Source organism: Pedobacter arcticus A12 (assembly GCF_000302595.1).
In the GTDB taxonomy this organism is placed as follows: Bacteria; Bacteroidota; Bacteroidia; order Sphingobacteriales; family Sphingobacteriaceae; genus Pseudopedobacter; species Pseudopedobacter arcticus.
On sequence record NZ_JH947126.1, the window covers coordinates 216,257 to 241,852 of the forward strand.

Sequence of the window (25,596 nt, forward strand, 5' to 3'; positions counted from 1 at the left end):
ACCTAGCTCTAACAAACTAGCTCCTAACAACCTAAGCACCTGAAAAACTAATCATCCGCCAAGGCTTCCAAAATTAACTTAGCCGTTGCGGGATTTGTAGCAATTGGCACATTATGCACATCGCAGATACGCATCAACATTTGTACATCTGGTTCATGAGGGTGTTTGCCTAGTGGGTCTCTGAAAAACAGAATGCCATCTAACAAATCTTCGGCGGCCATTGCAGCAATTTGTGCATCGCCACCGTTTGGTCCGCTCAGTTTTTTATTTACCTGTAAACCAGTTTGTTCCACATAGCCACCAGTAGTTCCTGTAGCTACTAGATCCATTCTCGATAAAATCTCTAAATGATCTTTTACAAAACCAACCATCTCTGCTTTTTTCCCGTCGTGGGCTATCAATGCAATTCTCTTTTTCATTTGTTTATTTAATTGTTTTTAATGGTAATGAAGCAATCATATCCCCATGCACTTTGCCAAAACCATGATGGTTTCATTATTTAAAAAATATATATGCGATAAATATAGCCGCTAAAACTCCTGCTAACTCCGCCAAAAGCGCAGCAGGTAAGGCATGTCTGGTTTTTTTAATGGAAACCGAACCGAAATAAATAGCTAAAACATAAAAAGTTGTTTCCGTAGAACCCTGTATTACACAGGCAACCCGAGAAGCAAAACTATCAGCACCAGTAGTATTCATCAATTCCACCATCAACCCACGGGCACCACTCCCGCTCAAAGGTTTCATAAAGGCAACAGGCAATGCCGGAACAAAACCTGTATCTAATCCAGCGAAAGCTACCAGATGTTTTATGGCCTCCACTAAAAAATCTAAAGCGCCAGAACCTCTAAACACACCAACCGCAACCAAAATGGCCACCAAGTAAGGGATAATTTTTACGGCAATCTCAAACCCTTCTTTGGCACCTTCAATAAATGTTTCAAATACATTGATTTTTCTAAAAAGTGCCAGAATAATAAACGACAAAATAATACTGAACAGCAACACATTGCCCACCACACTAGAAACAATACTAATCTGATCTTGCGATAGCGTGGTAAAATAATATAATGTTCCGCCAATAACTGCGGCCGCAGAACCCAAATAAATAAGGATAGTTTTCTGGAAAAGATTGATTTTTTGATAGGTCGCTGTAACCACTAATCCCACTAAAGTGGAAAAGAAAGTAGCTAATAAGCAAGGAACAAAAACATCTGACGGATCTACTGCTCCTGCCGCTTTACGAAAAGCCATAATACTAGTGGGAATTAACACTAAACTCGATGCATTAAGCACCAAAAACATAATTTGGGCATTTGAAGCGGTATCTTTTTGCGGATTAATTTCTTGCAGTTCTTTCATCGCCTTTAAACCTAAAGGTGTTGCCGCATTATCTAAACCCAACATATTTGCCGAAAAGTTCATTAAAATAGAACCCATAGCAGGGTGGTTTTTTGGGATCTCTGGAAAAATTTTGCTGAAAAACGGACCAACAAGCTTAGCAAAGATATTGATCATCCCTCCTTTTTCGCCAATCTTCATAATACCCAACCAAAACGTCATTAAACCAATTAAGCCTAAGGAAATCTCGGCTCCGGTTTTCGACATATCAAAGGTGCTGTTTACAATTTCTTGAAAAATCTGATAATCCTGAAAAAATATCAGCCTAAATAATGCAACCCCAAACGAGATTATGAAAAAACCGACCCAAACGTAATTTAATGCCATGTAAAATTAAATATTGCTAAAGGTTATAATTTTTTACAAAATAAAAACGCATAAAATGTTTTTGATGAATAAAAAAATCAAATTAACCTTATGCATCACAATTAATCAACAATTCTCTGTTAAGGTTTAATTAAATCGAAACCCCAATTTTTGCCTTTCTCGGTTGCTGGTACACCTTTCCCCATCCAAACAGGCATCAGCGCACCTTTCAAATAATGGTCAAAAAACTGCTGTTCCCTAATAGAAATATCTTTACGGTTCTGGCGCTTCATCAAATTATGTTCGTCGCCATTATAATTAAGCATCCAAACGGGCTTTCCTAATCTGCGCAAAGCAGTAAACATTTCTATCCCTTGGTACCATGGCACAGCACCATCGCCATCATTAGCCATAATCACAACAGGGGTTTGCACATTTGGCATTCTAAACAATGGAGAGTTTTCGGTGTATAATTCTGGTTTCTCCCAAATTGTTGCACCTATTCTACTTTGCGTTTTTTCGTATTGAAACTGCCTGTTCATACCTGTTTGCCAACGTATACCGCCATAAGCAGAAAACATATTGACCACCGGTGCGCCCGACCAGGCAGCAGCATATTTATCGGTTACGGTTATAAGGTGAGCGACTTGATAACCACCCCAGCTTTGCCCTTGTATGCCAATTTTGTTGCCGTTAACCCATGAGTTTTGTTTTAAATATTCAACGCCCGAATTAATAAATTCTTCGGCAGATTTGCCAGGATAGCCAATCTCGTAGCTGATATCTGGCGTAAAAACCAAATATCCATTGCTTACAAAATATGAAATATTTAATCGGGATGGCGTGGGCGCTGGTGCTTGATAGGCAAATAGCTTGTCCGACACTTTTTCATAAAAATAAACAATCATTGGGTAGCTCTTTTTAGGATCAAAATCCTCTGGCTTATACAATACCCCAGTGGCTTTATAACCTTTCGGAGTTATCCAGTTCACCAACATGGCATTTCCCCATTTATAATTGGCTTGTTGAGGATTGATATTGCTTAACTTAAGTTCGTTTTTAAAATTTGTGCTTGCATACACATCAGGAGAGTTTTGGTAATTTTCTTTCTGATAAACCATCATTTTGCTGTTCTCCGCTTTAATGGGTTTAGAAAAACTATAGTTTTCCATCACCAATTTTATTGGATTACCAGGTTTGGCAATATCTTTTGTAAACCAGCCGTTTTGCTTAGTAAGCTGGTTAAAAGCACTTAACAATAGTTCACCTTTTTGGGGTACCGATTTTTTTTCTTTATCCAAAGCAGTGTAGCGAAACGTGGTTTTGTTTTGCTGGCCGAAAGCATTGGTCAAGTTTTTTCCAATACCTGTTTCGGGATTAAAAGACCAGATGTCGTATTTATCATAAATTAAAACCTGTTTTTCATCTTCCGTAAAACCTCCATAATTATAAGATTTGGCATCATCGGGCACATCATTTTCATCATCGCCAAAAACACTACCTTTTTCTTGGATAATCTTGATCTTTCTATTTGTTAAAGCGCTGTAAGAAAACCAATTCTGTTCTTTTTCATCAAACCAAAGTACATGATTTCCTTTCGGAGAAAATTTATATTCTGTTTTGGTGTTGGAACTAACCAGTGTCTTTTTACCAGTTTTCAAATTAATAAGATAGGCTGTTCTTAATGTTGCGCCATCCCACTGCATCGCAACCCTATTTCCAAAATCCGAAGAAAGCAAAGCGAAATCTTCATTTCCATCTTCTGGTAAATTAACAGTGTTTAGCTCCTCGGTGCCAAGCTGTAAAAACTTATTGTTTTTTAAGTCCACCATCGCCAAAAAACTCTCCTTTAGCTTTTTGCTCAAATTGGCTAATTGCATGGGTTGCAGATATTCATCCTGGTAGTTCCAAATGTCTACTTTCGCAACTTCAAAATCAACAATGGTGGTATCCTTAGCTACAGGAATGGGCGCTGTTCCAAAAAACACCCGAGAACCATCTTTGCTAAAAAACACTTTCCCGTTTTCACTTACATGGTTATTTTGTGGCATGCCCACCGTTTTTGTAGAAACCAAGATGCTTGCGCTATCAGTAGTGAAATTATAAAAATAAAGATCATGAGGCTTTACCAAAGCTTTTTCCTCACTTTTATTACCCGTAAAAGCTATTTGTTTAGTTTTCTCATCAAAAGCGAAATTTTTGTACAATCCCTTACCACCGGTTAAAAATGTAGTTTTCTTACTGCTAGTTTCAAAAAGGTACACGCCTGGTTTTACAGAAGAATCCTTTTTTATCCCCGAACAGCTATAAATTAAATACTGCCCGTCTTTACTCAGCAGGTAATCATTTACACCTTTAAATTTAGCAGAATCTTTAGTTGCCAGATATTTTAAAACTAAAACACTACCTTCTTTAGCCTCGTTACTTTTCTCTTTCTCGTCTGCAAAAAAGTAAGCAGCATCTTGCAAACTTTCAGTCTTTTTAGTTTTGGTTGTGTCCTTTTTTTCTTTCTCTAAAAGATATGCCAATACATTACTGGCTTTATCTGGTAATGCAAAAGATTTCACTTGCGGTATTTTTTCCAACGTTTTGCTATTCAGGTTTAAAATACCCAACGAATCTTTTGGCATATCCACCGCTTTCTTTTTCTTGATTTTAGCCTGTCTGGTATCAGAAAATTTAGGAATAATAGAAAAAACCACAAAAGCCTCGTCTTGAGTAATTGTAAATTTTTGTGCGTGTGGATAAGAAAAAACAGTTGATCCATTTTTTACCGACTTAATCAATAAAGTGGTATCACCTGCCTGTGGCGCAATGGAATAGCCAATCCATTTACCGCTGGCACTAATTTGTTTACTTCCTATACTTTCCCAAGAATCATAAACGCTGTGGTCTACCGGTTTTTTTTGAGAAAAGCAAACAAACGTAGTACAGGTAAATAGGAGAACGAGAAATGTTTTAGTTTTTAAGAAAGGTATATTAAATTTCATTTGGTTGTTTTTTCGATGGTTTTATTTGATTTTGGATCAATACGTATTTCGTAATCTCAGAAACTAATTTTAACGGCAATTCCTTATTGATTGGGAACTGAACAGCACCTTTAGAATGCTTGAATGCCAATATCTTACTTTTAAACTTAATTAACGCATTTGGACCTGGATAAAAACCTATATGCTTTTTGTAGCCTGCAAAATGAACCAGATTCACATCCACCCTATAAGTTGGTATCCCATAACTAATTACCTCTACAGCATCTGGAATTTCCAAAATTATTGTCGCTCTTAATAAGCGTAATAAGTTTTGCATTTCTGTAGGAAACTGTGCGATATATTCGTCAACTGAAAATATTTTTTGTTGCATTGGTATCAAAACTGAATTATTAAACCCTAATCTTTTATAAATCTATTATTATTTTTTTTCTTTGACTATTTGTGACTAATTAAATTATATTTGAAAATCACAATAAAACAGGCCTTTTGGTAAATTTTTAATACAGAATGAATCAAATCATAAACAATATTGAACAATTTGAAGCGGTTATAGGTTTAGAAGTTCATGTTCAATTATCTACCGCATCAAAAGCATTTTGTTCAGATTCAGCAACTTTCGGTAATTTACCAAATCAAAATATAAGTCCCGTTTCTTTAGGTTTACCGGGCGCATTGCCTTTAACCAATGAAAAAGCGGTAAAGTATGCCACCAAATTAGGTTTGGCTATCGACAGTAAAATCAACCAGTATAATTTCTTCGACCGTAAAAACTATTTTTATGCCGATTTGCCTAAAGGCTATCAAATTACGCAAGATAACGAGCCTATTTGTATCGGTGGAAAACTCAAAATAAGGTTAGAAACTGGTGAGGAAAAAGATATTATTCTAAATCGGATCCACATGGAAGAAGATGCTGGTAAAAGTATCCATGATTTAGATGCAGATTATTCTTATATCGATTTAAACCGAGCTGGAGTAGCTTTGTTAGAGGTTGTTACAGAGCCCATGATCAGTTCTGGCGAAGAAGCTGCCGCATACCTAACGGAGTTGCGTAAATTAGTTCGTTACCTTGATATTTGCGATGGCAACATGGAAGAAGGCTCTATGCGCTGCGATGCCAATGTTTCTGTTCGGTTAAAAGGTGAAACTAAACTAGGGAACCGTTGCGAGGTTAAAAACCTAAACTCGATCAAAAATGTTCAGCGAGCAATTGAGCATGAAATCCAACGTCAGATCGGTTTAATTAATAAAGGAAAAACCATTGATCAAAATACCTTGAATTTTGATGCAGCAACTGGCAAAACCACGCCTTTGCGTTCTAAAGAAATGGCTAACGATTACCGTTATTTCCCCGAACCAGATTTATTGCCAATGGTGATTTCTGATGAGTATTTGGAGGCAATAAAAGCAGAAATGCCCGCTTTGCCCGAACAACTTTATCAGCAATTCACCAAAGAAATGGGTTTACCCAGCTATGATGCCTTGGTGCTTACCGCTGATAAAGCCATGGCAGATTATTTTATAGCAATAACAAAGCACAGTACAAGTTATAAATTGGCATCTAACTGGGTAATGGGTACGCTTAAATCATTTTTAAACGAAACACAACAAGGTTTTGCTGATTTGAGAATCCCTGCCGAAGAAATTGCTGCTATCATCAATTTGGTAGCGCATAAAGAGATCAACAATAGCCAGGCGAAAAACAAATTGTTTGCGGCCTTGGTTCTGCAACCAGAAGCTAAAGTTGCCAATTTGGTTGAGGAACTAAATCTGATCCATAAAAAATGTGACAATGAATTAGAGGGATTTATCATAACAGCGTTAGAAAAATTCCCAGATAAGGTTAAAGAATACCAGAACGGTAAAAAAGGAGTTATAGGACTGTTTATGGGCGAAGTGATGAAATTATCTCATGGTAAAGTAGACCCTAAACAGGCAAATAAGTTAATTATCGAAAAATTAGAAGGTATTAAATGAATCCATCCTGATTTTGCAGAAGCTCATAAGCTATTGCTAATCAAGTCATGATGGATTCATCACCCTTAAAAAATAAAATAAATAGATGAAAAAGCATTTTATTGTAGGATTATTTGGAGTAGCGCTGTTTGCAGTTTCATGTTCAAATAAAAGTGAGTTTAGCATTAAAGGTTCGTTTACAAACATTGGCGATGCCAAAAAGGTTTATTTATTAGAACTAGATACTTTTGGACAAATGATTCCAATTGACTCCACTTTTTTAAATGAGGACAAGCAATTTACTTTAAAATCCAAAAGTGTAGATCCAGAGTTTTATCAAGTGGCAGTTGGCCAAAGAGCGTTTTTTGTGATTGCCGAAAATGGCGACGAAGTTGAGCTTAAAGCTGATTTGAACAACCCAACTGGAAGTTACGAGATCAAGGGTTCTGAGGAAGCAGATAAAATCACCGAATACAATAAAATTACCGCAGTATACAGTCAACAAAATGGAGCTTTAGCCGAACAGTATAGCAAAATGATTACGGCTAATCAAGAAAATAAAGACCAGATTATTGCAGAGTACAATGCAAAAGCAGGGGTTATAGCTAAGCCATTTTTAGAGCAATCAATGGAATTCATCGAAAAAAATAAAAAATCGATGACTGCATTTTTTGCGGCAAATATCATGATGGGCATGCAACATGACGATTATGAAAGTAAACTGATTGCTTATAGTAAAGAAGCAGCGGAAACATTCCCAAAAAACACTGCGATCACATCTTTTGCAAAACAAATGGAAGCTACAAAAAAAGTAGCTGTTGGAAGTGTTGCGCCAACAATTTCGGCTTTAAGCACAAACGGAAAAGTTATCAACCTAGCCGATTTTAAAGGCAAATATGTCTTAGTAGATTTTTGGGCATCTTGGTGCGCACCGTGTCGTCAAGAAAACCCAAATTTAGTTGCTACATACCACCGCTTTAAAGATAAAAATTTTACGGTGTTGGGTTTTTCTTTGGATGATAACGAAGATGCGTGGAAGAAAGCAATTATTACCGATAAGTTAGATTGGGCACAAGTTTCGGAACTGAGACAATGGGACTCTCCTACTGCTTTGTCTTATAACGTAAGCGCAATTCCTGCTTCTTTTGTAATTGACCCAAGCGGAAAAATTATAGCTAAGAATTTGCGTGGAGAACAACTTAATCAGTTTTTAGAGAAAACACTTTAAGCATTTTTTACCTATTTAATTACGTAAATTGGCTATAAGTTTAATCATCTGTTAATATTAACTTAACAATGCCGGTAAAAAAGCATGTAGATTCGTAACAAATAGATTTTATGATTAGTAACAAACAAAAAATTCTTATTGTTGATGACGAACCAGACATTCTGGAACTGATTGCTTATAGCCTAAAAAAAGCAGGTTACACCATTTTCACCGCTAAAAACGGAAAAGAAGCTGTTCAAGAAGCAAAAAAATGCCTTCCAGATTTAATCATTTTAGATGTGATGATGCCGAAAATGGACGGTATTGAAGCTTGTAGGGTTTTAAGAACAATGCCTGAATTTAAAAACACCTTCATGGTTTTTTTGACTGCCAGAAGTGAAGAATACTCTGAAATTGCTGGTTTTAACGTTGGTGCTGATGATTATATCGCAAAACCTATTAAACCTAGGGCCTTACTAAGCAGGATTAACGCTATTTTAAGACGTAACTTACAAGCAGAAGAAGTTACAGAAACAAAACTGGAAATTTCTAATTTGGTAATTGATAGAGAAGCTTTTTTAGTATTTCAAGACGGCAATAAGATAGTACTCGCAAAAAAAGAGTTTGAATTGTTATACTTATTAGCATCAAAACCTGGTAAAGTATATACCCGCGAAGCTATTTTAAGCAGTATTTGGGAAGACTCTGTGGTTGTAACCAACAGAACCATTGATGTACACATCAGAAAACTCCGCGAAAAGCTAGGAAACGACTATGTAACTACCGTTAAAGGCGTAGGTTATAAATTCGAGACTGTTGAAGCATAAATTTGATTAAAAGTAATCCCTAAATTTACGTTCCTTAATTCTTTCTGGATTTACTGTAAAATTCGGTGTTGATTAGCTAAAAACCCACTTTAATATCCTAAATAAATATTCAAAACCGCTGTTTATATTTTAAACAATCCTTACTTTTGCTTTATGATTGAACTTCCTGTGATTCCAGCAAATCAAGCACAACGCAAACCAGATTGGTTAAGAGTGAGATTACCTGTAGGCAAAGAATATGCTGAAGTAAGAGGGATTGTGGATGAGCACAAGTTGCACACCATCTGCGAAAGCGGTAATTGTCCAAACATGGGCGAATGCTGGGGTGCCGGGACTGCTACATTTATGATTTTAGGTAATATATGTACACGGTCTTGTTCTTTTTGTGCGGTTAAGACCGGCAGGCCATTAGCTGTAGATTTGGATGAACCAAATCGTGTAGCAAACTCCATTAAATTAATGACGGTTAAACACGCGGTAATTACTTCCGTAGATCGTGATGATTTAAAAGATGGCGGTTCTATTATTTGGGCAGAAACCATTAAGGCAATCCGCAGAGAAAGTCCGCAAACAACAATGGAAACTTTGATTCCTGATTTTAGAGGGATTTGGGATAATTTGTACCGAGTGTGTGAAGAAAAACCAGAAGTAGTTTCGCATAATATTGAAACTGTTAGAAGGTTAACAAAAGAAGTGCGTGTACAGGCAAAGTACGATCGTAGTATGGAGTGCTTGCAACGTATTTCGGAATTTGGTTTACGCACCAAATCGGGTATTATGTTGGGTTTAGGCGAAAACGAAGCTGACGTTTTAGAAACAATGCAGGATTTAAAAACAGCTGGTGTACATGTCCTTACGATAGGTCAATATTTACAACCTACAAAAAACCATCACCCTGTCTTAGATTGGATTCATCCCGATCAATTTGCATTCTATAAAGAAAAAGGTAGAGAAATGGGATTTAAATACGTGGAAAGTGGTCCTTTGGTACGGTCTTCGTATCATGCTGAAAAACACCTATTTGATTTTCAATAAATCATCTTTATCTTACGCCACTTGTGATAAAAGCCAACAAAGTATTTTTAGAAGAACCTGAACTGGTTATTGCCTTAAAACAGCAGAAAAAAATCGGAGCAGAAGCACTGTATAGTATGTATTCCGCATCTTTAATGGGGATTATACAAAGAGTGATCACGGATAATGAAATAGCCGAAGACGTTTTACAGGAAGGACTGGTGAAAATCTGGAATTCTATTCAGCAATATGATGCTTCTAAAGGTCGTTTGTTTACTTGGATGGTAAATGTTGTACGTAACTTATCTATCGATAAGGTAAGATCCAAAGATTATAGAAATCATTCTAAAAACCAAGACTTAGAAAATCACGTAAATTCGATTGACATACAGCATAACTCTGAATATAAGCCAGAGTTAATGGGTGTTAAAGATCTTTTACAAAAACTTAAGCCAGAACAAAAAATCATTGTTGATATGATTTATTTTCAAGGCTACACACATGTAGAAGTTGCGGAGGAGTTAGCAATGCCATTAGGCACTGTTAAAACAAGACTGAGAATGGGAATTATAGAATTGAGAAAATATTTTAAATAGGTGGAAGACATTAAAACATATATCGAATCGGGCATTTTAGAACTTTACGTTTTAGGAGACCTTAATGCTGAAGAAAAAGCAGCGGTTGAGGCGATGTCTAAGCTCCATCCTGAGGTAAAAGCCGAATTGGAGGAGATTGAGAAAGTGATGATGGATGTGTCGTTGAATTTGGCAATAGAACCATCGTTAAAAGTAAAAGAGAATTTCTTTAGCCAGCTTACGTTTTCTGACGAGGAACAAGTTGTAGAACCTGTAATTAAGTCGGTTGTTACTGAAGCTAAAGTTGTTCCGTTGAGCAAGGTGGCAAACTTTTATAAGTATTCTTTTGCAGCATGTTTAGCACTTTTGGTAGTGAGTATTGTTGCGATTGTTAATTTATCAAGTAGCTTAAAAAACAGCAGAAAACAGATTGCTCAATTGCAGAGCAGCAACCAAACTTTTGCTAATCAGGTTAATTATTTGGATAAAAAAGTTTACAGCACCAACCAATCTATAAAGGTTTTGACAAACCCAGATTTTAAAATGGTGAATTTAAAAGGTACAGACAATTCTCCAAGTTCAAATATTATGGTTGCTTTTAATTCAAAAGAGCAAAAGGTAATGTTAGATTTTACCAATATGAAAATGCCTAAAAATGATGAACAGCATCAATACCAGCTTTGGGCTTTAGTTGATGGTAAACCTGTGGATTTAGGTGTGTTTGATATGGAAGAGGGAGAAATTGGTCTTAAGGATATGAAATCAATTGGCACAGCACAAACATTTGCTGTAACCTTAGAGCCACGAGGTGGCAGTGTTAGTCCAACTTTAGAAAAATTAATGGTAATCGGGAATATTTAGTTTTTCATATCTACATCATAAAAACCCAAAATCTGACAAACAGATTTTGGGTTTTTTGTTTAAATCCTATTGAAGGTTAGGCAACGCCTTTTGTCCAAGAAGGGTATCTCGCAGAGAGACCCTTCGTTTTTTTTACATCCATAAACAAACTTTCCCTTACAAATCCGTTTTCTACACATTTCTGATAAACATCCTTATAAAAAACTTGATTATCCCCGTAAGCTTGCTATATTTGCGACATACATAATATCTCTCCGTAGAATTATTAAAAAAGACATGAAATTAATTTTGACACCTACACATCATTTACATCATCGCTAAGGCGATGTTATATTTTGTATGTTTTGTACGTCAGAACTTTTTTATTCTCATTCTTTAGTCTTTTATTAATACCATAAAATCTTGAAAACTTTAAAAATTGCTATTCAGAAATCTGGCAGGTTAAACGAAAAATCTGTAGAACTGTTAAAAAACTGTGGACTTTCTTTCGAAAACTATAAAAGCTCATTAATTACGCAAGTATCAAACTTTCCTTTAGAAATACTTTTCTTAAGAGATGATGATATTCCAGAATACGTACAAGACGGTATTGCGGATATTGGCATAGTTGGTGAAAACGGAATTGCCGAAACCGATGTTGATGTAAGTTACCTGCAACGTTTAGGTTTTGGAAAATGTAAATTAAAACTGGCTGTTCCAAACGACAGTGACATTCAAACCGTTGCTGATTTACACGGAAAATCAATTGCAACCTCCTACCCTGTTATTTTAGAGAAATTTTTAACTAAACAAGGTGTAAAATCAGAGATTAAAATGATTTCGGGTTCTGTAGAAATTTCGCCAGGTTTAGGTTTAGCCGATGCTATTTTTGATATCGTTTCTACTGGCGGTACTTTACGTAGCAATGGGTTAAAGCCTTTTGCGGATGTAATGTCATCAGAAGCGATCCTAATCGGCAGAAAAGGAATTGAAAGTGACGCTTTGGTTGCAGAACTTTTACAGCGTATACAATCTGTAATGCGAGCTAAAGAAACTAAATATGTAGTTTTAAACGTTGAAAAAGTAAATCTTGATAAAATCCTGGCTTTACTTCCTGGTGTTAAAAGTCCGTCTGTTTTGCCATTGGCAGAAGAAGGTTGGGTAGCTGTACACACCGTAATTCCAGAAAGAGATTTTTGGAGCCACATTAACGAGTTAAAAGCTGCTGGCGCACAAGGAATTGTGGTGATGCCAATTGAGAAGATTATTTTGTAGAGTAGTATCTAGATTTTAGTAGCAAGTATCAAGAGCTTACAAAACGGCTCTGACTTTTGTAGACAAAATGGAAAACACAAAGGAAAACAACAACGCAAGTCAAAAGTCCTTCTCCCTCGGAGAAGGATTTAGGATGAGGCAATATATCTTTTCTGATTTAAGCAATTCTGACATTCAAAATCTTATTTCCCGCAACGCAGATTCAGGAAACGAGATAAGAGAAAAGGTGGAACAAATCATCAGCGAAGTAAAAATTAATGGAGATTTAGCCTTAAAAAACTTTGCTTCACAATTTGATAAGGTTGAATTGGATTCTTTGTTTATTGGGATAGATGAAATTAACCACTTGGCCAGCGGAATTGAAGAAGATGTAAAAAAAGCAATTAACGTTGCTTATAAGAATATCAAAAAATTCCACGAAACACAGATTTCTAAAGAAGATAAAGTAGAAACTACTGCCGGTGTAACTTGCTGGAGAGAAGTTAGAGCAATTGAGAGAGTTGGATTGTATATCCCAGGTGGAACGGCAGTTTTACCGAGTACATTTTTGATGTTGGGCGTACCTGCAAAAATTGCTGGCTGTAAAGAAATTGTAGTTTGTTCTCCTCCGCAAAAATCTGCAACTGTAAACGGATACATTGCTTACGTTGCACAACTTTTAGGCGTAGAAAAAATTTTCTTAGCTGGAGGCGCACAAGCTGTTGCAGCTATGGCTTACGGAACAGAAAGTATCCCGAAAGTTGATAAAATTTTCGGTCCTGGAAACCAGTTTGTTACCATGGCGAAAACCTTGATCCAATCGACCACAAACACGGCAATTGATATGCCTGCTGGCCCTTCAGAAGTTTTGATAATTGCTGATGAAACCGCCAACCCAATTTTTGTTGCAGCAGATTTATTGGCACAATGTGAACACGGTATTGACAGTCAAGGAGTTTTATTATGTAACTCTGAATCAATTATTAAAGAAACATTAAGTGAAGTAGAAAAGCAATTAGCAGTTTTACCGCGGAAAGAAATTGCGGCAAAAGCAATTGACAATTCTTATATGGTTTTTGTAAAGGATTTAGACCAAGCAATGACTTTTAGTAATGAATATGCGCCAGAACATTTAATTTTAGCAACAGATAATTGGCAACAAATTTCCGATAAAATCATTAACGCAGGTTCTGTTTTTGCAGGCAATTTAACTCCAGAAAGTGCTGGGGATTATGCAAGTGGAACAAACCACACTTTGCCTACAAGTGCTTATGCTCGTTCTTATTCTGGCGTGTCTTTGGATTCTTTTGTAAAAAAAATCACGTTCCAGCATATCAGCGAAAGCGGTATAAAAAATTTAGGACCAACTATTGAAATTTTAGCAGAAATTGAAGGGCTGCAGGCGCATAAAAATGCTGTATCTGTGAGACTTTTGCAGAGCCGAGAAACAAGTAGCAAGAATCAAGATTGTTGAGCGTAATCTACTAATGACTAATAAACTCTTCCGAAAGGCTATCGGAACTAATGAACTAAAAAATGTTTGACATAAACAAAATCATCCGACCAAACATCAAAACCTTAAAACCTTATTCTTCTGCAAGAGACGAGTTTAAAGGCGAAGCTTCTGTTTATTTAGATGCCAACGAAAACGCGTTTGGCTCTCCACTTCCTAAGGCGTATCATCGCTATCCGGATCCAATGCAATACGCAGTTAAAATGCGATTAAGTGCGATAAAAGGAGTTCCTGCAAGAAATATTTTCTTAGGTAATGGAAGTGACGAAGCCATTGATATTTTGTTCAGAAGCTTTTGTAACCCAGGTTTGGACAATGTAATCATCGTACCGCCTACTTATGGTATGTACGAAGTTTCTGCAAACATCAATGATGTTGAAATTAAACGTGTAAATCTTACCGAAGAGTTCCAACTGAATTTAGATGGAATTGCTGAAGCTATAAACGATAACACAAAATTGATTTTTATCTGTTCGCCAAATAACCCAACAGGTAACTCGATCAACCGTGAAGACATTGAAACGCTTTTAGCAAACTTTGATGGTATTGTGGTAGTTGACGAGGCGTATATCAATTTCTCTCGTCAGAAAACATTTATACAGGAATTAACAGAATATTCCAACTTAGTGGTTTTGCAAACCTTATCAAAAGCTTGGGGTTTAGCTGCATTAAGAGTAGGAATGGCTTTCGCCAGCGAAGAAATTATCGAAGTTTTTAATCGGGTAAAACCACCTTATAACATCAACGAGGCTTCGCAAACTTTGGCATTAGAGGCTTTGAATAATGTTGACCAAGTAAATGGCTGGATTAAAGAGATTTTAAAAGAACGCGACGCTTTAGTATTAGCATTAAAGAATTTTGATTTTGTAATTGACATTTATCCTTCAGATGCGAATTTTATTTTAGTAAAAACCGCGGATGCAGATAAGATTTATAAATACCTAACAGAAGAAGGAATTATTGTAAGAAACCGTAATAAGGTAGAACTTTGCGAAGGCTGCCTACGCATTACCATTGGTACAAACGGAGAAAATCAGGCTCTCATCAACAGCCTAAAAAAACTTAAAGATGATTAAATTACTTTTTATAGATAGAGACGGAACGCTGATTTTAGAGCCCGCAGATGAGCAGATAGACTCATTTGAAAAATTGGTTTTTTACCCAAATGCAATAAGCAACTTAGCTAAAATTGCTAAAGAAACAGATTTTGAGTTGGTAATGGTAACCAATCAAGACGGGCTAGGAACTTCCTGCCATCCCGAAGAAAATTTTTGGCCGGTACAAAACTTCATCATCCAAACTTTGAAAAATGAAGGCATCAACTTTAGCGAAATCATTATTGATAAAACTTTTGCAAAAGACAATGCGCCAACCCGTAAACCAGGAACTGATTTACTAACTCATTTCTTTGATCAAGAGAAGTATGATTTGGTAAATTCTTTTGTAATTGGTGACCGATTGAATGATGTGGTTTTAGCTAAAAACTTAGGAGCAAAAGCCATTTGGTTAAATAACAATCCTGAATTAGGTGCTACCGAAGCGCAAAATAAGATCGAGAATCTCAACGAAGTTTTAGCTATCGAAACTTCTGACTGGAACGAAATCTACCGCTTTTTAAAAGTGGGCGACCGTAGAATCGAACACATCAGAAAAACCAACGAAACGGACATCCTCATTAAAATCAATTTAGATGGAAAAGGAAATTCAGATATCAAAACCGGTTTAAACTTCTTTGACCACATGTTAGATCAAATTGCCCGTCACGGCGGTATAGACTTAACTGTACACACCAAAGGTGATTTACATATTGACGAGCACCACACCATTGAAGATACTGGAATAGCTTTAGGTGAAGCTTTCGCTCTGGCGTTAGCCGATAAAAAAGGGATTGAACGTTATGGTTTCTGCTTACCAATGGATGATTGTTTGGCGCAAGTTGCTATAGATTTTGGTGGTAGAAACTGGATAGTTTGGGAAGCGGAGTTTAAACGCGAAAAAGTTGGTGATATGCCAACGGAAATGTTCTATCATTTCTTTAAATCTTTCTCTGATGCATCTAAATCAAATTTAAACATCAAAGTTGAAGGCGACAACGAGCATCATAAAATTGAAGCAATTTTTAAAGCCTTCGCAAAAGCCATTAAAATGTCCGTAAAACGCGATATCAATAATATGAGATTGCCAAGTACAAAGGGATTATTATAAGTAGAATGATTTTAGTATCAAGTAGAAAGACAACTAAATGAAAATTCCCTCAACCAAGCAAATTATCTTGATACTCATTACTTAATACTCAATACTTAATAAATGATAGGTATAGTAAATTACGGCGCTGGGAATATTTTCTCGTTAACCGCTGCTTTAGGTCGTTTAAATCTTAATTACGGAATGATTAATTCTGAAGATGATTTTGATATATACGACAAAATAATTATTCCAGGGGTTGGTCATGCGGGAACTGCTATGCAAAAGCTTACCGATACAGGTTTGGTTCCAAAAATCAAAAGTTTAACAAAGCCAGTTTTAGGGATTTGTGTAGGTATGCAATTGCTTACAGGTTTTTCTGAAGAAGGAAACTACAATCTACTGGACATTTTACCATTAAAAACATTACGTTTTAAAGAGCTCGAATCAAAGAAAGTTCCACACATGGGTTGGAATCAGATTTCTCCGCAAAAAGAAAATCCCCTCTTCATTGGAATAGCAGATGAGACGTATTTTTATTTCGTTCACTCCTATTATATAGAATTTAATCCTAATTTTACCATCGCTTCCTGTAACTACGGAATTAAGTTTTCCGCAAGTGTTCAGAAAGACAACTTTTACGGAGTACAGTTCCATCCAGAAAAATCTGGTGAAGCTGGTGAATTGCTCCTTAAAAATTTCGCTAACTTATAAAATCAAGAAATGTATATTATCCCTGCTGTTGACGTATTAGACCAAAAAATCGTTCGTTTAGTTGAAGGCGACTATAATCAAGTTACTCGTTACGAGGTTGCCCTTGAAGAACAAATTGAAATGTACCAGTCTAACGGGACTGAGATTGTCCATATCATAGATTTAAATGGTGCTAAAGGCGATTTCAGCAATCAAAAATACTTAGCCGACATCATCAAAAAAACCGACATGAAAGTGCAATACGGTGGTGGTGTAAGAAGTATTGATAAAGTTAAAGAGTTGATTGATGTTGGTATTTACCGCGTAATTGTGGGTACGCAGGCAATTACGAATCCTACATTTTTAGAGGATCTTGCAAAAGAAATGTGCAATAAAACAAAATGCTCAGATCAAGTTGTGGTTGCAATTGATGTTTTGGACGAAGTAATTAAATACTCGGGTTGGATGGAAAGTTCACCAATTAAATTAATGGACTACGTAGATAAATGCTTGCAATTAGGCTTTTTCCGTTTTTTATGCACAGACATTAATAAAGACGGAAAATTAGGTGGTGCAGGAGTAGAATTATACGAAAAACTTTTAAGCCACTCCCCTTTCATTAAACTGATAGCATCCGGTGGTGTTAGCTCTATGGCAGATATTGAAGAGTTAAACAACCATAAAATTGAGTCTTGCGTAGTTGGTAAAGCCATCTATGAAAAAAGAATTTCAATCGAAGAAATCAAAAATTGGAATTTGCACAGACTGAGTTCTATTTAACCTCTAGCATTTTGTTAAGTAAACGTATCATCCCTTGTTTAGACGTCAAAGACGGAAGAACAGTAAAAGGCATTAATTTTGTCGATTTACGTGATGCAGGCGATCCAGTAGAATTGGCTTGGCAATATTCAAACCAAGGTGCAGATGAATTGGTTTTCCTAGATATCACTGCCACCCACGAAAAACGGAAAACCACCATTGAAATGGTAAAGTCCGTAGCTCGTCAAATCAATATTCCTTTCACCATTGGCGGAGGAATTAGTGAATTAAAAGATGCTGAAGCTTTATTAAATGCAGGTGCTGATAAGATTTCTATCAATTCAGCCGCTGTAAGAAACCCGCAATTAATAGATGATCTCGCTAAAGCATTTGGTGTTCAATTTGTAGTTTTGGCAGTTGATACTAAACACTTAGTCCATGGAGATTTTGTTCATTTAAATGGCGGTCGAATCGCTACTGAGCTACAAACTCAAGATTGGATTAAAAATGCAGAGGAACGTGGAGCTGGAGAAATTCTACTCACGTCTATGGATAAAGACGGCACAAAATCAGGTTTTGACAACACACTATTGAAGCAAATTAATGATATGGTGTCTATTCCTGTTATCGCTTCTGGCGGTGCAGGTTCAAGTCAGGATTTTGTTGATGTATTCAAGAAAACCGATGTAGATGCCGCTTTAGCAGCGTCTGTATTCCATTATGGAGAAATTCTGATTCCAGAATTGAAACAATTATTAAAAGATAAAAATATAGAAATAAGAATCTGATGAAAATAGATTTCGCAAAAAGTGACGGATTAGTGCCGGTTATCATTCAAGATGAAAAAACCTTAGAAGTTTTAATGTTAGGCTACATGAATGAAGAAGCTTACTTAAAAACCGAACAACAACAGAAAGTTACATTTTTCTCTCGTACCAAAAACAGACTATGGACAAAGGGCGAGGAAAGCGGTAATTTTCTTCACGTAAAATCCATCAGCATAGATTGCGACAACGATACTTTGTTAATTAAAGTAAAACCAGTCGGACCAACTTGTCATACTGGTTCTAGAAGTTGCTTTAATACTCCTTACAATCAAAATTTTATTTTCGAGTTAGAGAACATCATTACAGAACGCTACGAAAATCCGACTACAAAATCTTACGTGAACAGTTTAAGAGAAAAAGGCTTAAATAAAATAGCTCAAAAAGTAGGTGAAGAAGGTGTAGAAACCGTTATAGCAGCATTAGCGGAAACAGAAACTGATTTAATCAATGAAGCTTCCGATTTAGTGTTCCATCTTTTAGTATTACTTAAAGAGAAAAACCTGTCTTTAGATAACATTGCAAAAAACTTAGAATCTCGTCACCAATAATTTCTAATTTTGGGCGTTCGGGGACGGGCTTTATGTTTCAATCTTTATCAGCAGAAAAAGCTGATAAAGGATTTACACTGCAATCCCTAACGCAAAAAATGTAAAAGATGAAAACCACCACCCTCTCCGGGCACAGCAACCCGATATACGCAGTAATCAGTCACCCAACCGAATCTCTTTTTTATACAGCCGGTAACGACAAGGGAATTGTAGAATGGGATTTAAATAGTAAATCACATAAAAGAGTATTCAAAAATGTAAAACGTACGGTTTATGCTTTAGAAATCATTCCTGAGCTTAACACTTTATACGCAGGTTGCAATGATGGAAATCTCTTAATCTTTGATTTAGAGACTACCGCTCTAAAAACAACACTTAGCTTAGGTTCTGCTATATTTTCCTTAAAATATATTTCGGAAAAAGAGGAGTTGATCTGCACAACAGAAAAAGGGCTAATCTTCATCATTTCAACTACCGAAAATGAATTAGTACACCAATTCCAATCCGGATATTCCAAAGTCCGTTCAGCTGCTATACATGAAAAATTAAATCTTTTAGCTACGGTATCAAACGACGAATACGTTCGGATTTACAATTTGGATGATTTTACGTTGATTCAAGAGTTTCAAGCCCATGAAAACGGAATTGGTTCAGTAAAGTTCTCGCCAGATGGCGCTAAGCTAATTACGGGAGGTCGAGATGCACACCTAAATAGCTATAATGTTTTTGACTGCTCACTAATACAGAAATTCCCCGCACATCTATTTGCAATATATCAGATTGTATTTCATCCTTCTGAACCTTTTTTTGCTACCGCCAGCAGAGACAAGTCTATAAAAATCTGGCGCTCGGCAGATTCATCTCTTTTTAAAGTACTAAGTATAGATAAAGCCAAAGAAGGTCATATTTTATCTGTAAATGATATTGCATGGAGCAACGATGGTCAGTATCTTTTATCTGTTGGCGATGATAAATTTGTTAAAATCTGGGAGTTTAACGACAAATAGAAAACTTAATAACATTCGCCGATCTCCGCTACAACCTGATTTTTTTAAGACCCATCTCTGCTTTACACGGGTAAACACGATATAAAAGTAGATGTAAACGCAGAGTCCCTGAAAAAGGAGATTCCTGAGGGCGCTAAGACAACAGAATATCCACGCCGTCATTTCGAACGATAGAGAGAAATCTCACAAATTAGGTGTTCAATTCGAAAAGGAGATTTACCTTATCTTACGCTTCCACCCCTCGAAAAATATTTATAAGTATAAGGATTTCTCAACTTCTCCAACATTACCCCTCGCCTAGTGCTAGCATGCACATAATAGCCGTTTTGCAGGTAAATCCCTACATGGCTAAACTTTTTACCATCAAAATCAAAAAATACCAAGTCGCCTTCTTTTAACTGGTTTTCGTATTTTCTTTTGATGATATCTACTTGCTGGCTGGTCATCCTTGGAATTTCTTTTCCGTAGATATCTTTATAAATCAGATATACCAAGCCAGAGCAATCTATTCCTCGCTTACTTAAGCCACCGAATTGATATTTAGTACCTTCCCAATCATCAATAAAGCTATATAAACCACCATTCTTAATATGTTTTTTTGAAACATCCATAGCCTCAGCATATTTATTCGCTATTTTATTTGATGGTTTTTCAAAATTAGCTTTTGGCGAGCTTGGTAAATTCTTTTTTGATTTACAGGCAGTGAAAGAAAGTGAGAAAAGAAGTATTGCGTATAGCGTAATGGGTAGTGAGACCTTGCTTGATTTATACCTATTTATCTTCATGTTAAGATTTTTTTAAAACCTTCTGAATTTCGTCCAGTTTCATTAAAGCTTCTACAGGAGTTAACGTATTTACATCTAAATTATTTAAAACATCTCTAATTTTTATTAAAACAGGATCGTCTAAGGAAAACATTTGCAATTGCACAGGTTGCTTTTGCATTTTCATTAAACTGGCTTTTACATGTTCTCCACCGGTACGTTCGTTTTCTAAACGGAGTAAAATTTCATTCGCTCTTTTTAAAACCGACGATGGCATTCCAGCCATTTTAGCAACATGAATTCCAAAGCTATGTTCGCTACCACCTGGCACCAGTTTACGCAAGAAAATCACTTTATTGCCTACTTCCTTCACGGAAACGTTGAAGTTTTTAATTCGGTTAAAAGAATTGCTCAGCTCGTTCAACTCATGGTAATGCGTAGCAAACAAGGTTTTGGCTTTCGCCGATGGATGGTTGTGCAAGTATTCGGCAATGGACCATGCAATGGAAATACCATCATAAGTTGATGTCCCTCGTCCAATTTCATCCAATAAAATCAAACTCCTATCCGAAAGGTTATTTAAGATGCTCGCCGTTTCGTTCATCTCTACCATAAACGTTGATTCGCCCGACGATAAATTATCCGATGCACCTACCCTAGTGAAAATTTTATCTACAATCCCAATTGAAGCTTCTTTTGCAGGCACAAAGCTTCCCATCTGCGCCATCAAAACAATTAAACCGGTTTGACGTAGCAAAGCAGATTTACCCGCCATGTTTGGTCCGGTAATAATAATAATCTGTTGCGAGTCATTATCCAAATAAACGTTATTGGTGATGTAATCTTCGCCCAAAGGTAGATGTTGTTCAATTACAGGATGTCGCCCACCTTTGATATCCAATAACTTATCACCACTTACTTTAGGTTTTACATAATGGTTTTTTTGTGCCGTTTCGGCAAAGCAAAGCAAAACATCTAGCTGTGCAATTAAATATGCGTTTAACTGAATGGGCTTAATAAAATCGGCTATACTGGTAACTAAATCCGTAAACAAACGGGTTTCAATAGCCAATATTTTTTCTTCGGCACCTAAAATCTGGTCTTCGTATTCTTTAAGTTCTGGCGTAATGTAACGTTCGGCATTTACCAAAGTTTGTTTGCGAATCCATTCTTGTGGCACTTTATCTTTATGCGTATTTGAAACTTCTAAGTAGTACCCAAAAACATTGTTAAATGCTATTTTTAACGATGTAATACCTGTAATACCAGCCTCTCGTTTTTGTAATTCCAATAAATAATCTTTACCGCCAAAAGCAATTTTTCGCAATCGATCTAAATCTTCATTTAAACCATCGGCCATTACTTTACCTTTGTTTAAAGCAATAGGTGGATCCGTGTATAACTCGGTTTCTATTTTATTTTTAATAGAAGCGCAGGGGTTTATCTGCTCGGCAATTCGTTTTACCGCATCTTGATCTACATTTTCACAAATATTTTTTACTTCCGCAATGGCAATCAAAGCTTTTTTAAGCTGTATAATTTCTCTCGGATTGGTTTTTTGCAATCCGATTTTCGAAATCAAACGTTCTAAATCGCCAATTTGTCTGATATAACCTTGCAACTGGTTCCTTAGCTCGGTATTTTTATAAAAAAACTCAACAACGGCCAGCCTTTCTTGAATAGGCTTTTCGTTTTTAAGTGGCATTACCATCCATTTGCGCAACATTCTGGCACCCATAGCACAAGAAGTATGGTCCAAAACATCAATTAAGGTTTTGGCGTTTTCGTTGTTGGAGCCAATGAGTTCGAGGTTTCTTATGGTAAATTTATCCAACCACATATAACGTTCTTCCTCAATACGGGAGATATTGCTAATGTGCAGCAACTGCCTATGCTCGGTTTCGCCCAAATAATGTAAAGCCACGCCTGCGGCCACAATACCTAATTGCAAACGCTCAATACCAAAACCTTTTAGTGATTTTACTTCAAAATGTTTAAGTAGTGTTTCCTGTGCGTAATCTGTTGTAAAAGCCCAATCATCAAGCGTATAGGTATAAAAACCACTCCCAAACGTTTCTGTAAAGTCTTTCGATTTTGCTTTCGAAAATATCACTTCACTAGGCTTAAAACTTTGCAAAAGTTTATCAATATACTCGGCATTACCTTGTGCTACCAAAAACTCGCCCGTAGAAATATCTAAAAAAGAAGCACCAATGGTTTGTTTTTCAAAATGCAAACAGGCTAAATAGTTATTGGATTTTTGATTAACAATATTATCGCTGTAAGCTACTCCAGGCGTAACTAATTCGGTTACACCGCGTTTAACAATTCCTTTAACGTTTTTAGGGTCCTCTAATTGATCGCAAATAGCTACTCTTTGGCCTGCCCTAACTAATTTAGGCAAATAAGTTTCTATGGAATGATGAGGAAAACCTGCCAGTTCAATATGAGAGGCAGAACCGTTTGCTCTTTTGGTTAGTACAATGCCTAAAATTTGGGAAGCTTTAATAGCATCTTCACCAAAAGTTTCGTAAAAATCTCCGACCCTAAACAGCAATAACGCACCCGGATATTTAACCTTTATCTGGTTATATTGCGTCATAAGAGGTGTCTCTTTATCTTTTATTTTTGCCAAGGAATCTAGATTTTTTGAAATGCAAAGTTAAAAATTAAAGTTAGCCGTTCTAAATTGTGGATAATTTAGCTAATGTGGAAAGGAAGAGTTGTAGATAAGATAATTAAACAGCAAAAGGTAGATGTACTTTAAAAGTACTGCCTTTTCCCAACTCGCTTTCTACTGTTATTTCGCCCCCAATTTTTTTAAGGAGCTCTTTAACTATAAACAATCCTAAGCCAGAAGAACTTTCTGAATTTGTTGGTCGGTTGTGGAGCTTTACAAATTTCTGAAAAAGCAAAGAGAGTTCTCCATCACCAATACCCGGACCTTCATCTTTAATTGCGATTAGAAAATGAGTGTCGGTACAGCTTAATGTTACGTAGATTTGTTTTTGAAACGGAGAAAACTTTAGCGCATTAGAAATTAGGTTGTAAAGTATCCGTTTCAAGAAATTTATATCTGTTTTAACGATAGATTTTGTGCCGTCAAACTTATAATTGAAATTTATTGATTTAGCTTCGGCAGTTTTTGCAAAGTCTTTCAAATTAGCTTGTACAAATTCATCTAAATCTAAATCCTCGATATAACTACTGGTAGATAATGTCTCCATATTGTTTAGCGTCTCCATCTGATCTATCAAATGAAAAACGTAGTCTAAACTTTTATTAAAAATACTAATCAATTCTTCGCTATCTGCATCCTGAGCAAAATCCTGAAAGAGATAAGAAAGCATTTTGATATTACTCAAAGGTGATTTTAAATCATGAACCAATATCTGTGTCAGCTGGTTGTTTTCTTCCATCAACACTTCTAGTGCTCTGTTTTTAGCCTCCAATTCTTCGTACTGGCTCTGTAAAGTTTCTTTGTAGTAGTTTCGGTTAAGGTATTGACTTACCCACTGGTTAAGGTAAATCAATAAATCGAGTTCTTTTTTGCTATAACCGTCACTCCTAACTTCTCTTGATGAAAAGTTTATAGTCCCAACATCTTTATTGTCAAACTTTAAAGGAATGCCTATATAGCTTTTCACCTTTAAAACATCGCAACAGATCAAATTGTTATATTTAGAGTTACCAATATCTGGCAATTCCAAAATCTTACCTTCTTTGATGGCGTGATAACAAAATGTCTCATCTAACCTTGGTATAGCAATAACATCAACTACATAAGGTAATTGTGAATATATGCTTGTTACGATATATCTGTCATCTTTTAACAAACAGATTACGCCTAACTCAGCTTTAAAAATTTTGCAAGCTGCTTTTAACAACTGTTCTAGAGAATCTTCTTCGTTTTTTAAAAGAATAGAAGTTAAATTATAAATATCATCAATTTGTTCTACTTCTGCTATTATGGAAGCCATTAATCGGTAAATTTGGTATATGATGCTTTTAGCATTGCTAATATATCAAATATATATTATTGATTTAATAATTAGTTAATTATTTGAAATACATTTAATTAACATGCTTTTAAATAGTATAAAACATTGTTGCAATACCATTTTTGGTAAATATTGATAGCTAAACATATAAACGTTTTTTGTCCAAAAAATGTTTGCCGTTTTTTAAATACTATTAGGTATGATATTAAAAACTGAATAGACTTTATTAGATTTGAAAATCATTTTAGTGTTAATTAGGCTATCTAAAACCCAACAAGCATTAATAAATTTATTAAAATCACAATTAATTAAATAAACTTTGTTTACAGGAATTATTGAAACACTAGGGAAAATTACAAAGCTTAAAGAAGAGCAAAGTAATTTACACATCACAGTTAAATCTACCATTTCAAAAGATTTAAAGATAGACCAATCTTTGGCGCATAATGGCGTTTGTTTAACAGTGGTTGGTTTAAAAGACGATGAACATAACGTAACTGCTATTTGGGAAACCTTAAAGAAAACCAACATTGGCGATCTAAAAGTTGGTGATCTGGTAAACTTAGAACGCTGCATGCAAATGAACGGCCGTTTAGACGGACACATTGTGCAAGGACATGTAGATCAAACAGCAAAATGCATCAATTTAAAAGAAACAGATGGGAGCTGGATTTTTACTTTTGAGTATGATGCCGACAAGGGAAATGTAACTGTAGAAAAAGGATCGGTATGCGTGAACGGGATAAGCTTAACGGTTGTAAATTCTTGTGATAATACTTTTTCTGTAGCGATTATCCCTTATACTTTTGAGTACACCAACCTACAAAACGTTAAAATTGGCGATTTTGTAAATATCGAGTTTGATATTATTGGGAAGTATGTTGCCAAGATGATGGGAAAATAACCCAAAGTAAGTTTGAGTTGATGAAA

Annotated in this window: 23 protein-coding genes; 16 read left to right on the plus strand and 7 right to left on the minus strand. The window is 35.9% G+C overall.

The features are described from left to right. Window positions 1–47: 47 nt before the first annotated feature. The 4 genes from B176_RS0107805 to B176_RS0107820 all read right to left on the minus strand — a co-directional run bounded on the left by B176_RS0107805 (window position 48) and on the right by B176_RS0107820 (window position 5,067). Window positions 48–419: a methylglyoxal synthase gene (locus tag B176_RS0107805; protein ID WP_017258240.1), complete on the minus strand. Its 372-nt coding sequence runs from the start codon at window positions 417–419 to the stop codon at window positions 48–50. 76 nt (window positions 420–495) lie between these two features. Further along, the gene (locus tag B176_RS0107810) at window positions 496–1,728 is read right to left on the minus strand and encodes a nucleoside recognition domain-containing protein (RefSeq protein WP_017258241.1); all 1,233 of its coding nucleotides are present in this window, start codon (window positions 1,726–1,728) and stop codon (window positions 496–498) included. Between the two features lie 119 nt (window positions 1,729–1,847). Continuing rightward, complete coding sequence (locus B176_RS0107815) at window positions 1,848–4,697, minus strand: alpha/beta hydrolase family protein (RefSeq protein ID WP_017258242.1); 2,850 nt, start codon at window positions 4,695–4,697, stop codon at window positions 1,848–1,850. Continuing rightward, window positions 4,687–5,067: an iron chaperone gene (locus B176_RS0107820; RefSeq protein WP_017258243.1), complete on the minus strand. Its 381-nt coding sequence runs from the start codon at window positions 5,065–5,067 to the stop codon at window positions 4,687–4,689. The genes B176_RS0107815 and B176_RS0107820 overlap by 11 nt, the downstream gene beginning before the upstream one ends. A gap of 137 nt (window positions 5,068–5,204) precedes the next feature. Between B176_RS0107820 and gatB the strand changes: the two genes are divergently transcribed. From gatB to B176_RS0107895, 15 genes are all read left to right on the plus strand, one after another. Further along, window positions 5,205–6,674, plus strand: a complete 1,470-nt coding sequence (gene gatB / locus B176_RS0107825) for an Asp-tRNA(Asn)/Glu-tRNA(Gln) amidotransferase subunit GatB (RefSeq protein WP_017258244.1) — start codon at window positions 5,205–5,207, stop codon at window positions 6,672–6,674. 85 nt (window positions 6,675–6,759) lie between these two features. Then, window positions 6,760–7,881: a TlpA disulfide reductase family protein gene (locus B176_RS0107830; protein WP_017258245.1), complete on the plus strand. Its 1,122-nt coding sequence runs from the start codon at window positions 6,760–6,762 to the stop codon at window positions 7,879–7,881. Window positions 7,882–7,991: 110 nt separating this feature from the next. Continuing rightward, window positions 7,992–8,687, plus strand: coding sequence for a response regulator transcription factor (locus B176_RS0107835; RefSeq protein ID WP_017258246.1), 696 nt, complete (start codon window positions 7,992–7,994; stop codon window positions 8,685–8,687). A 153-nt stretch (window positions 8,688–8,840) separates the two neighbouring features. Further along, window positions 8,841–9,722, plus strand: a complete 882-nt coding sequence (gene lipA / locus B176_RS0107840) for a lipoyl synthase (RefSeq protein WP_017258247.1) — start codon at window positions 8,841–8,843, stop codon at window positions 9,720–9,722. Window positions 9,723–9,745: 23 nt separating this feature from the next. After that, a complete protein-coding gene (locus tag B176_RS0107845; RefSeq protein WP_017258248.1) occupies window positions 9,746–10,297 on the plus strand; it encodes an RNA polymerase sigma factor in 552 nt (183 codons plus the stop codon). Beyond that, entirely contained in the window at window positions 10,298–11,137 is an 840-nt protein-coding gene (locus B176_RS0107850) for an anti-sigma factor (RefSeq protein ID WP_017258249.1), read from the plus strand. It abuts the gene before it with no gap. A gap of 402 nt (window positions 11,138–11,539) precedes the next feature. Next, window positions 11,540–12,391 (plus strand): ATP phosphoribosyltransferase, encoded by an 852-nt coding sequence (hisG, locus tag B176_RS0107855; protein ID WP_017258250.1) that lies wholly within the window; start codon window positions 11,540–11,542, stop codon window positions 12,389–12,391. A gap of 133 nt (window positions 12,392–12,524) precedes the next feature. Next, window positions 12,525–13,844, plus strand: coding sequence for a histidinol dehydrogenase (gene hisD / locus B176_RS0107860; protein ID WP_040540297.1), 1,320 nt, complete (start codon window positions 12,525–12,527; stop codon window positions 13,842–13,844). Between the two features lie 62 nt (window positions 13,845–13,906). Then, window positions 13,907–14,959, plus strand: a complete 1,053-nt coding sequence (gene hisC, locus B176_RS0107865; RefSeq protein WP_017258252.1) for a histidinol-phosphate transaminase — start codon at window positions 13,907–13,909, stop codon at window positions 14,957–14,959. Next, window positions 14,952–16,088: a bifunctional histidinol-phosphatase/imidazoleglycerol-phosphate dehydratase HisB gene (gene hisB, locus B176_RS0107870; RefSeq protein ID WP_017258253.1), complete on the plus strand. Its 1,137-nt coding sequence runs from the start codon at window positions 14,952–14,954 to the stop codon at window positions 16,086–16,088. Before hisC ends, hisB begins: the two co-directional genes overlap by 8 nt. A gap of 102 nt (window positions 16,089–16,190) precedes the next feature. Then, window positions 16,191–16,781 carry an imidazole glycerol phosphate synthase subunit HisH gene (hisH, locus tag B176_RS0107875; protein WP_017258254.1) on the plus strand — a complete coding sequence of 197 codons (591 nt, stop codon included), beginning with the start codon at window positions 16,191–16,193 and terminating at the stop codon, window positions 16,779–16,781. Between the two features lie 9 nt (window positions 16,782–16,790). After that, window positions 16,791–17,540, plus strand: a complete 750-nt coding sequence (locus B176_RS0107880) for a 1-(5-phosphoribosyl)-5-[(5-phosphoribosylamino)methylideneamino]imidazole-4-carboxamide isomerase (protein ID WP_017258255.1) — start codon at window positions 16,791–16,793, stop codon at window positions 17,538–17,540. An 11-nt stretch (window positions 17,541–17,551) separates the two neighbouring features. Next, window positions 17,552–18,307, plus strand: a complete 756-nt coding sequence (gene hisF / locus B176_RS0107885) for an imidazole glycerol phosphate synthase subunit HisF (protein WP_017258256.1) — start codon at window positions 17,552–17,554, stop codon at window positions 18,305–18,307. Further along, window positions 18,307–18,894 (plus strand): bifunctional phosphoribosyl-AMP cyclohydrolase/phosphoribosyl-ATP diphosphatase HisIE, encoded by a 588-nt coding sequence (hisIE, locus tag B176_RS0107890; protein WP_017258257.1) that lies wholly within the window; start codon window positions 18,307–18,309, stop codon window positions 18,892–18,894. The genes hisF and hisIE overlap by 1 nt, the downstream gene beginning before the upstream one ends. 107 nt (window positions 18,895–19,001) lie before the next feature. Beyond that, complete coding sequence (locus B176_RS0107895; RefSeq protein ID WP_017258258.1) at window positions 19,002–19,901, plus strand: WD40 repeat domain-containing protein; 900 nt, start codon at window positions 19,002–19,004, stop codon at window positions 19,899–19,901. A 221-nt stretch (window positions 19,902–20,122) separates the two neighbouring features. On the opposite strand, the gene B176_RS0107900 is transcribed toward B176_RS0107895, so the two are convergent. The 3 genes from B176_RS0107900 to B176_RS0107910 all read right to left on the minus strand — a co-directional run bounded on the left by B176_RS0107900 (window position 20,123) and on the right by B176_RS0107910 (window position 24,645). Next, window positions 20,123–20,686: a C40 family peptidase gene (locus tag B176_RS0107900; protein WP_017258259.1), complete on the minus strand. Its 564-nt coding sequence runs from the start codon at window positions 20,684–20,686 to the stop codon at window positions 20,123–20,125. 1 nt (window position 20,687) lies between these two features. Continuing rightward, window positions 20,688–23,267 carry a DNA mismatch repair protein MutS gene (gene mutS / locus B176_RS0107905; protein ID WP_193372303.1) on the minus strand — a complete coding sequence of 860 codons (2,580 nt, stop codon included), beginning with the start codon at window positions 23,265–23,267 and terminating at the stop codon, window positions 20,688–20,690. Window positions 23,268–23,403: 136 nt separating this feature from the next. After that, window positions 23,404–24,645, minus strand: coding sequence for a GAF domain-containing sensor histidine kinase (locus tag B176_RS0107910; RefSeq protein WP_017258261.1), 1,242 nt, complete (start codon window positions 24,643–24,645; stop codon window positions 23,404–23,406). Window positions 24,646–24,985: 340 nt separating this feature from the next. Here B176_RS0107910 and B176_RS0107915 point away from each other — a divergent pair, with 340 nt between their 5' ends. Then, window positions 24,986–25,570, plus strand: coding sequence for a riboflavin synthase (locus tag B176_RS0107915; protein ID WP_017258262.1), 585 nt, complete (start codon window positions 24,986–24,988; stop codon window positions 25,568–25,570). Window positions 25,571–25,596: the final 26 nt, after the last annotated feature.

Excerpts from the sequence above, each read along its gene's own strand:
- B176_RS0107910 (WP_017258261.1), bottom strand. The coding sequence starts at position 24,645 with ATGGCTTCCATAATAGCAGAAGTAGAACAAATTGATGATATTTATAAT.
- hisC (WP_017258252.1), top strand. The coding sequence starts at position 13,907 with ATGTTTGACATAAACAAAATCATCCGACCAAACATCAAAACCTTAAAA.
- lipA (WP_017258247.1), top strand. The coding sequence starts at position 8,841 with ATGATTGAACTTCCTGTGATTCCAGCAAATCAAGCACAACGCAAACCA.
- B176_RS0107880 (WP_017258255.1), top strand. The coding sequence starts at position 16,791 with ATGTATATTATCCCTGCTGTTGACGTATTAGACCAAAAAATCGTTCGT.
- B176_RS0107895 (WP_017258258.1), top strand. The coding sequence starts at position 19,002 with ATGAAAACCACCACCCTCTCCGGGCACAGCAACCCGATATACGCAGTA.
- hisD (WP_040540297.1), top strand. The coding sequence starts at position 12,525 with ATGAGGCAATATATCTTTTCTGATTTAAGCAATTCTGACATTCAAAAT.
- hisH (WP_017258254.1), top strand. The coding sequence starts at position 16,191 with ATGATAGGTATAGTAAATTACGGCGCTGGGAATATTTTCTCGTTAACC.
- B176_RS0107900 (WP_017258259.1), bottom strand. The coding sequence starts at position 20,686 with ATGAAGATAAATAGGTATAAATCAAGCAAGGTCTCACTACCCATTACG.
- hisIE (WP_017258257.1), top strand. The coding sequence starts at position 18,307 with ATGAAAATAGATTTCGCAAAAAGTGACGGATTAGTGCCGGTTATCATT.
- B176_RS0107830 (WP_017258245.1), top strand. The coding sequence starts at position 6,760 with ATGAAAAAGCATTTTATTGTAGGATTATTTGGAGTAGCGCTGTTTGCA.
- B176_RS0107810 (WP_017258241.1), bottom strand. The coding sequence starts at position 1,728 with ATGGCATTAAATTACGTTTGGGTCGGTTTTTTCATAATCTCGTTTGGG.
- B176_RS0107815 (WP_017258242.1), bottom strand. The coding sequence starts at position 4,697 with ATGAAATTTAATATACCTTTCTTAAAAACTAAAACATTTCTCGTTCTC.
- B176_RS0107805 (WP_017258240.1), bottom strand. The coding sequence starts at position 419 with ATGAAAAAGAGAATTGCATTGATAGCCCACGACGGGAAAAAAGCAGAG.
- hisB (WP_017258253.1), top strand. The coding sequence starts at position 14,952 with ATGATTAAATTACTTTTTATAGATAGAGACGGAACGCTGATTTTAGAG.
- gatB (WP_017258244.1), top strand. The coding sequence starts at position 5,205 with ATGAATCAAATCATAAACAATATTGAACAATTTGAAGCGGTTATAGGT.
- mutS (WP_193372303.1), bottom strand. The coding sequence starts at position 23,267 with ATGACGCAATATAACCAGATAAAGGTTAAATATCCGGGTGCGTTATTG.
- B176_RS0107820 (WP_017258243.1), bottom strand. The coding sequence starts at position 5,067 with ATGCAACAAAAAATATTTTCAGTTGACGAATATATCGCACAGTTTCCT.
- B176_RS0107835 (WP_017258246.1), top strand. The coding sequence starts at position 7,992 with ATGATTAGTAACAAACAAAAAATTCTTATTGTTGATGACGAACCAGAC.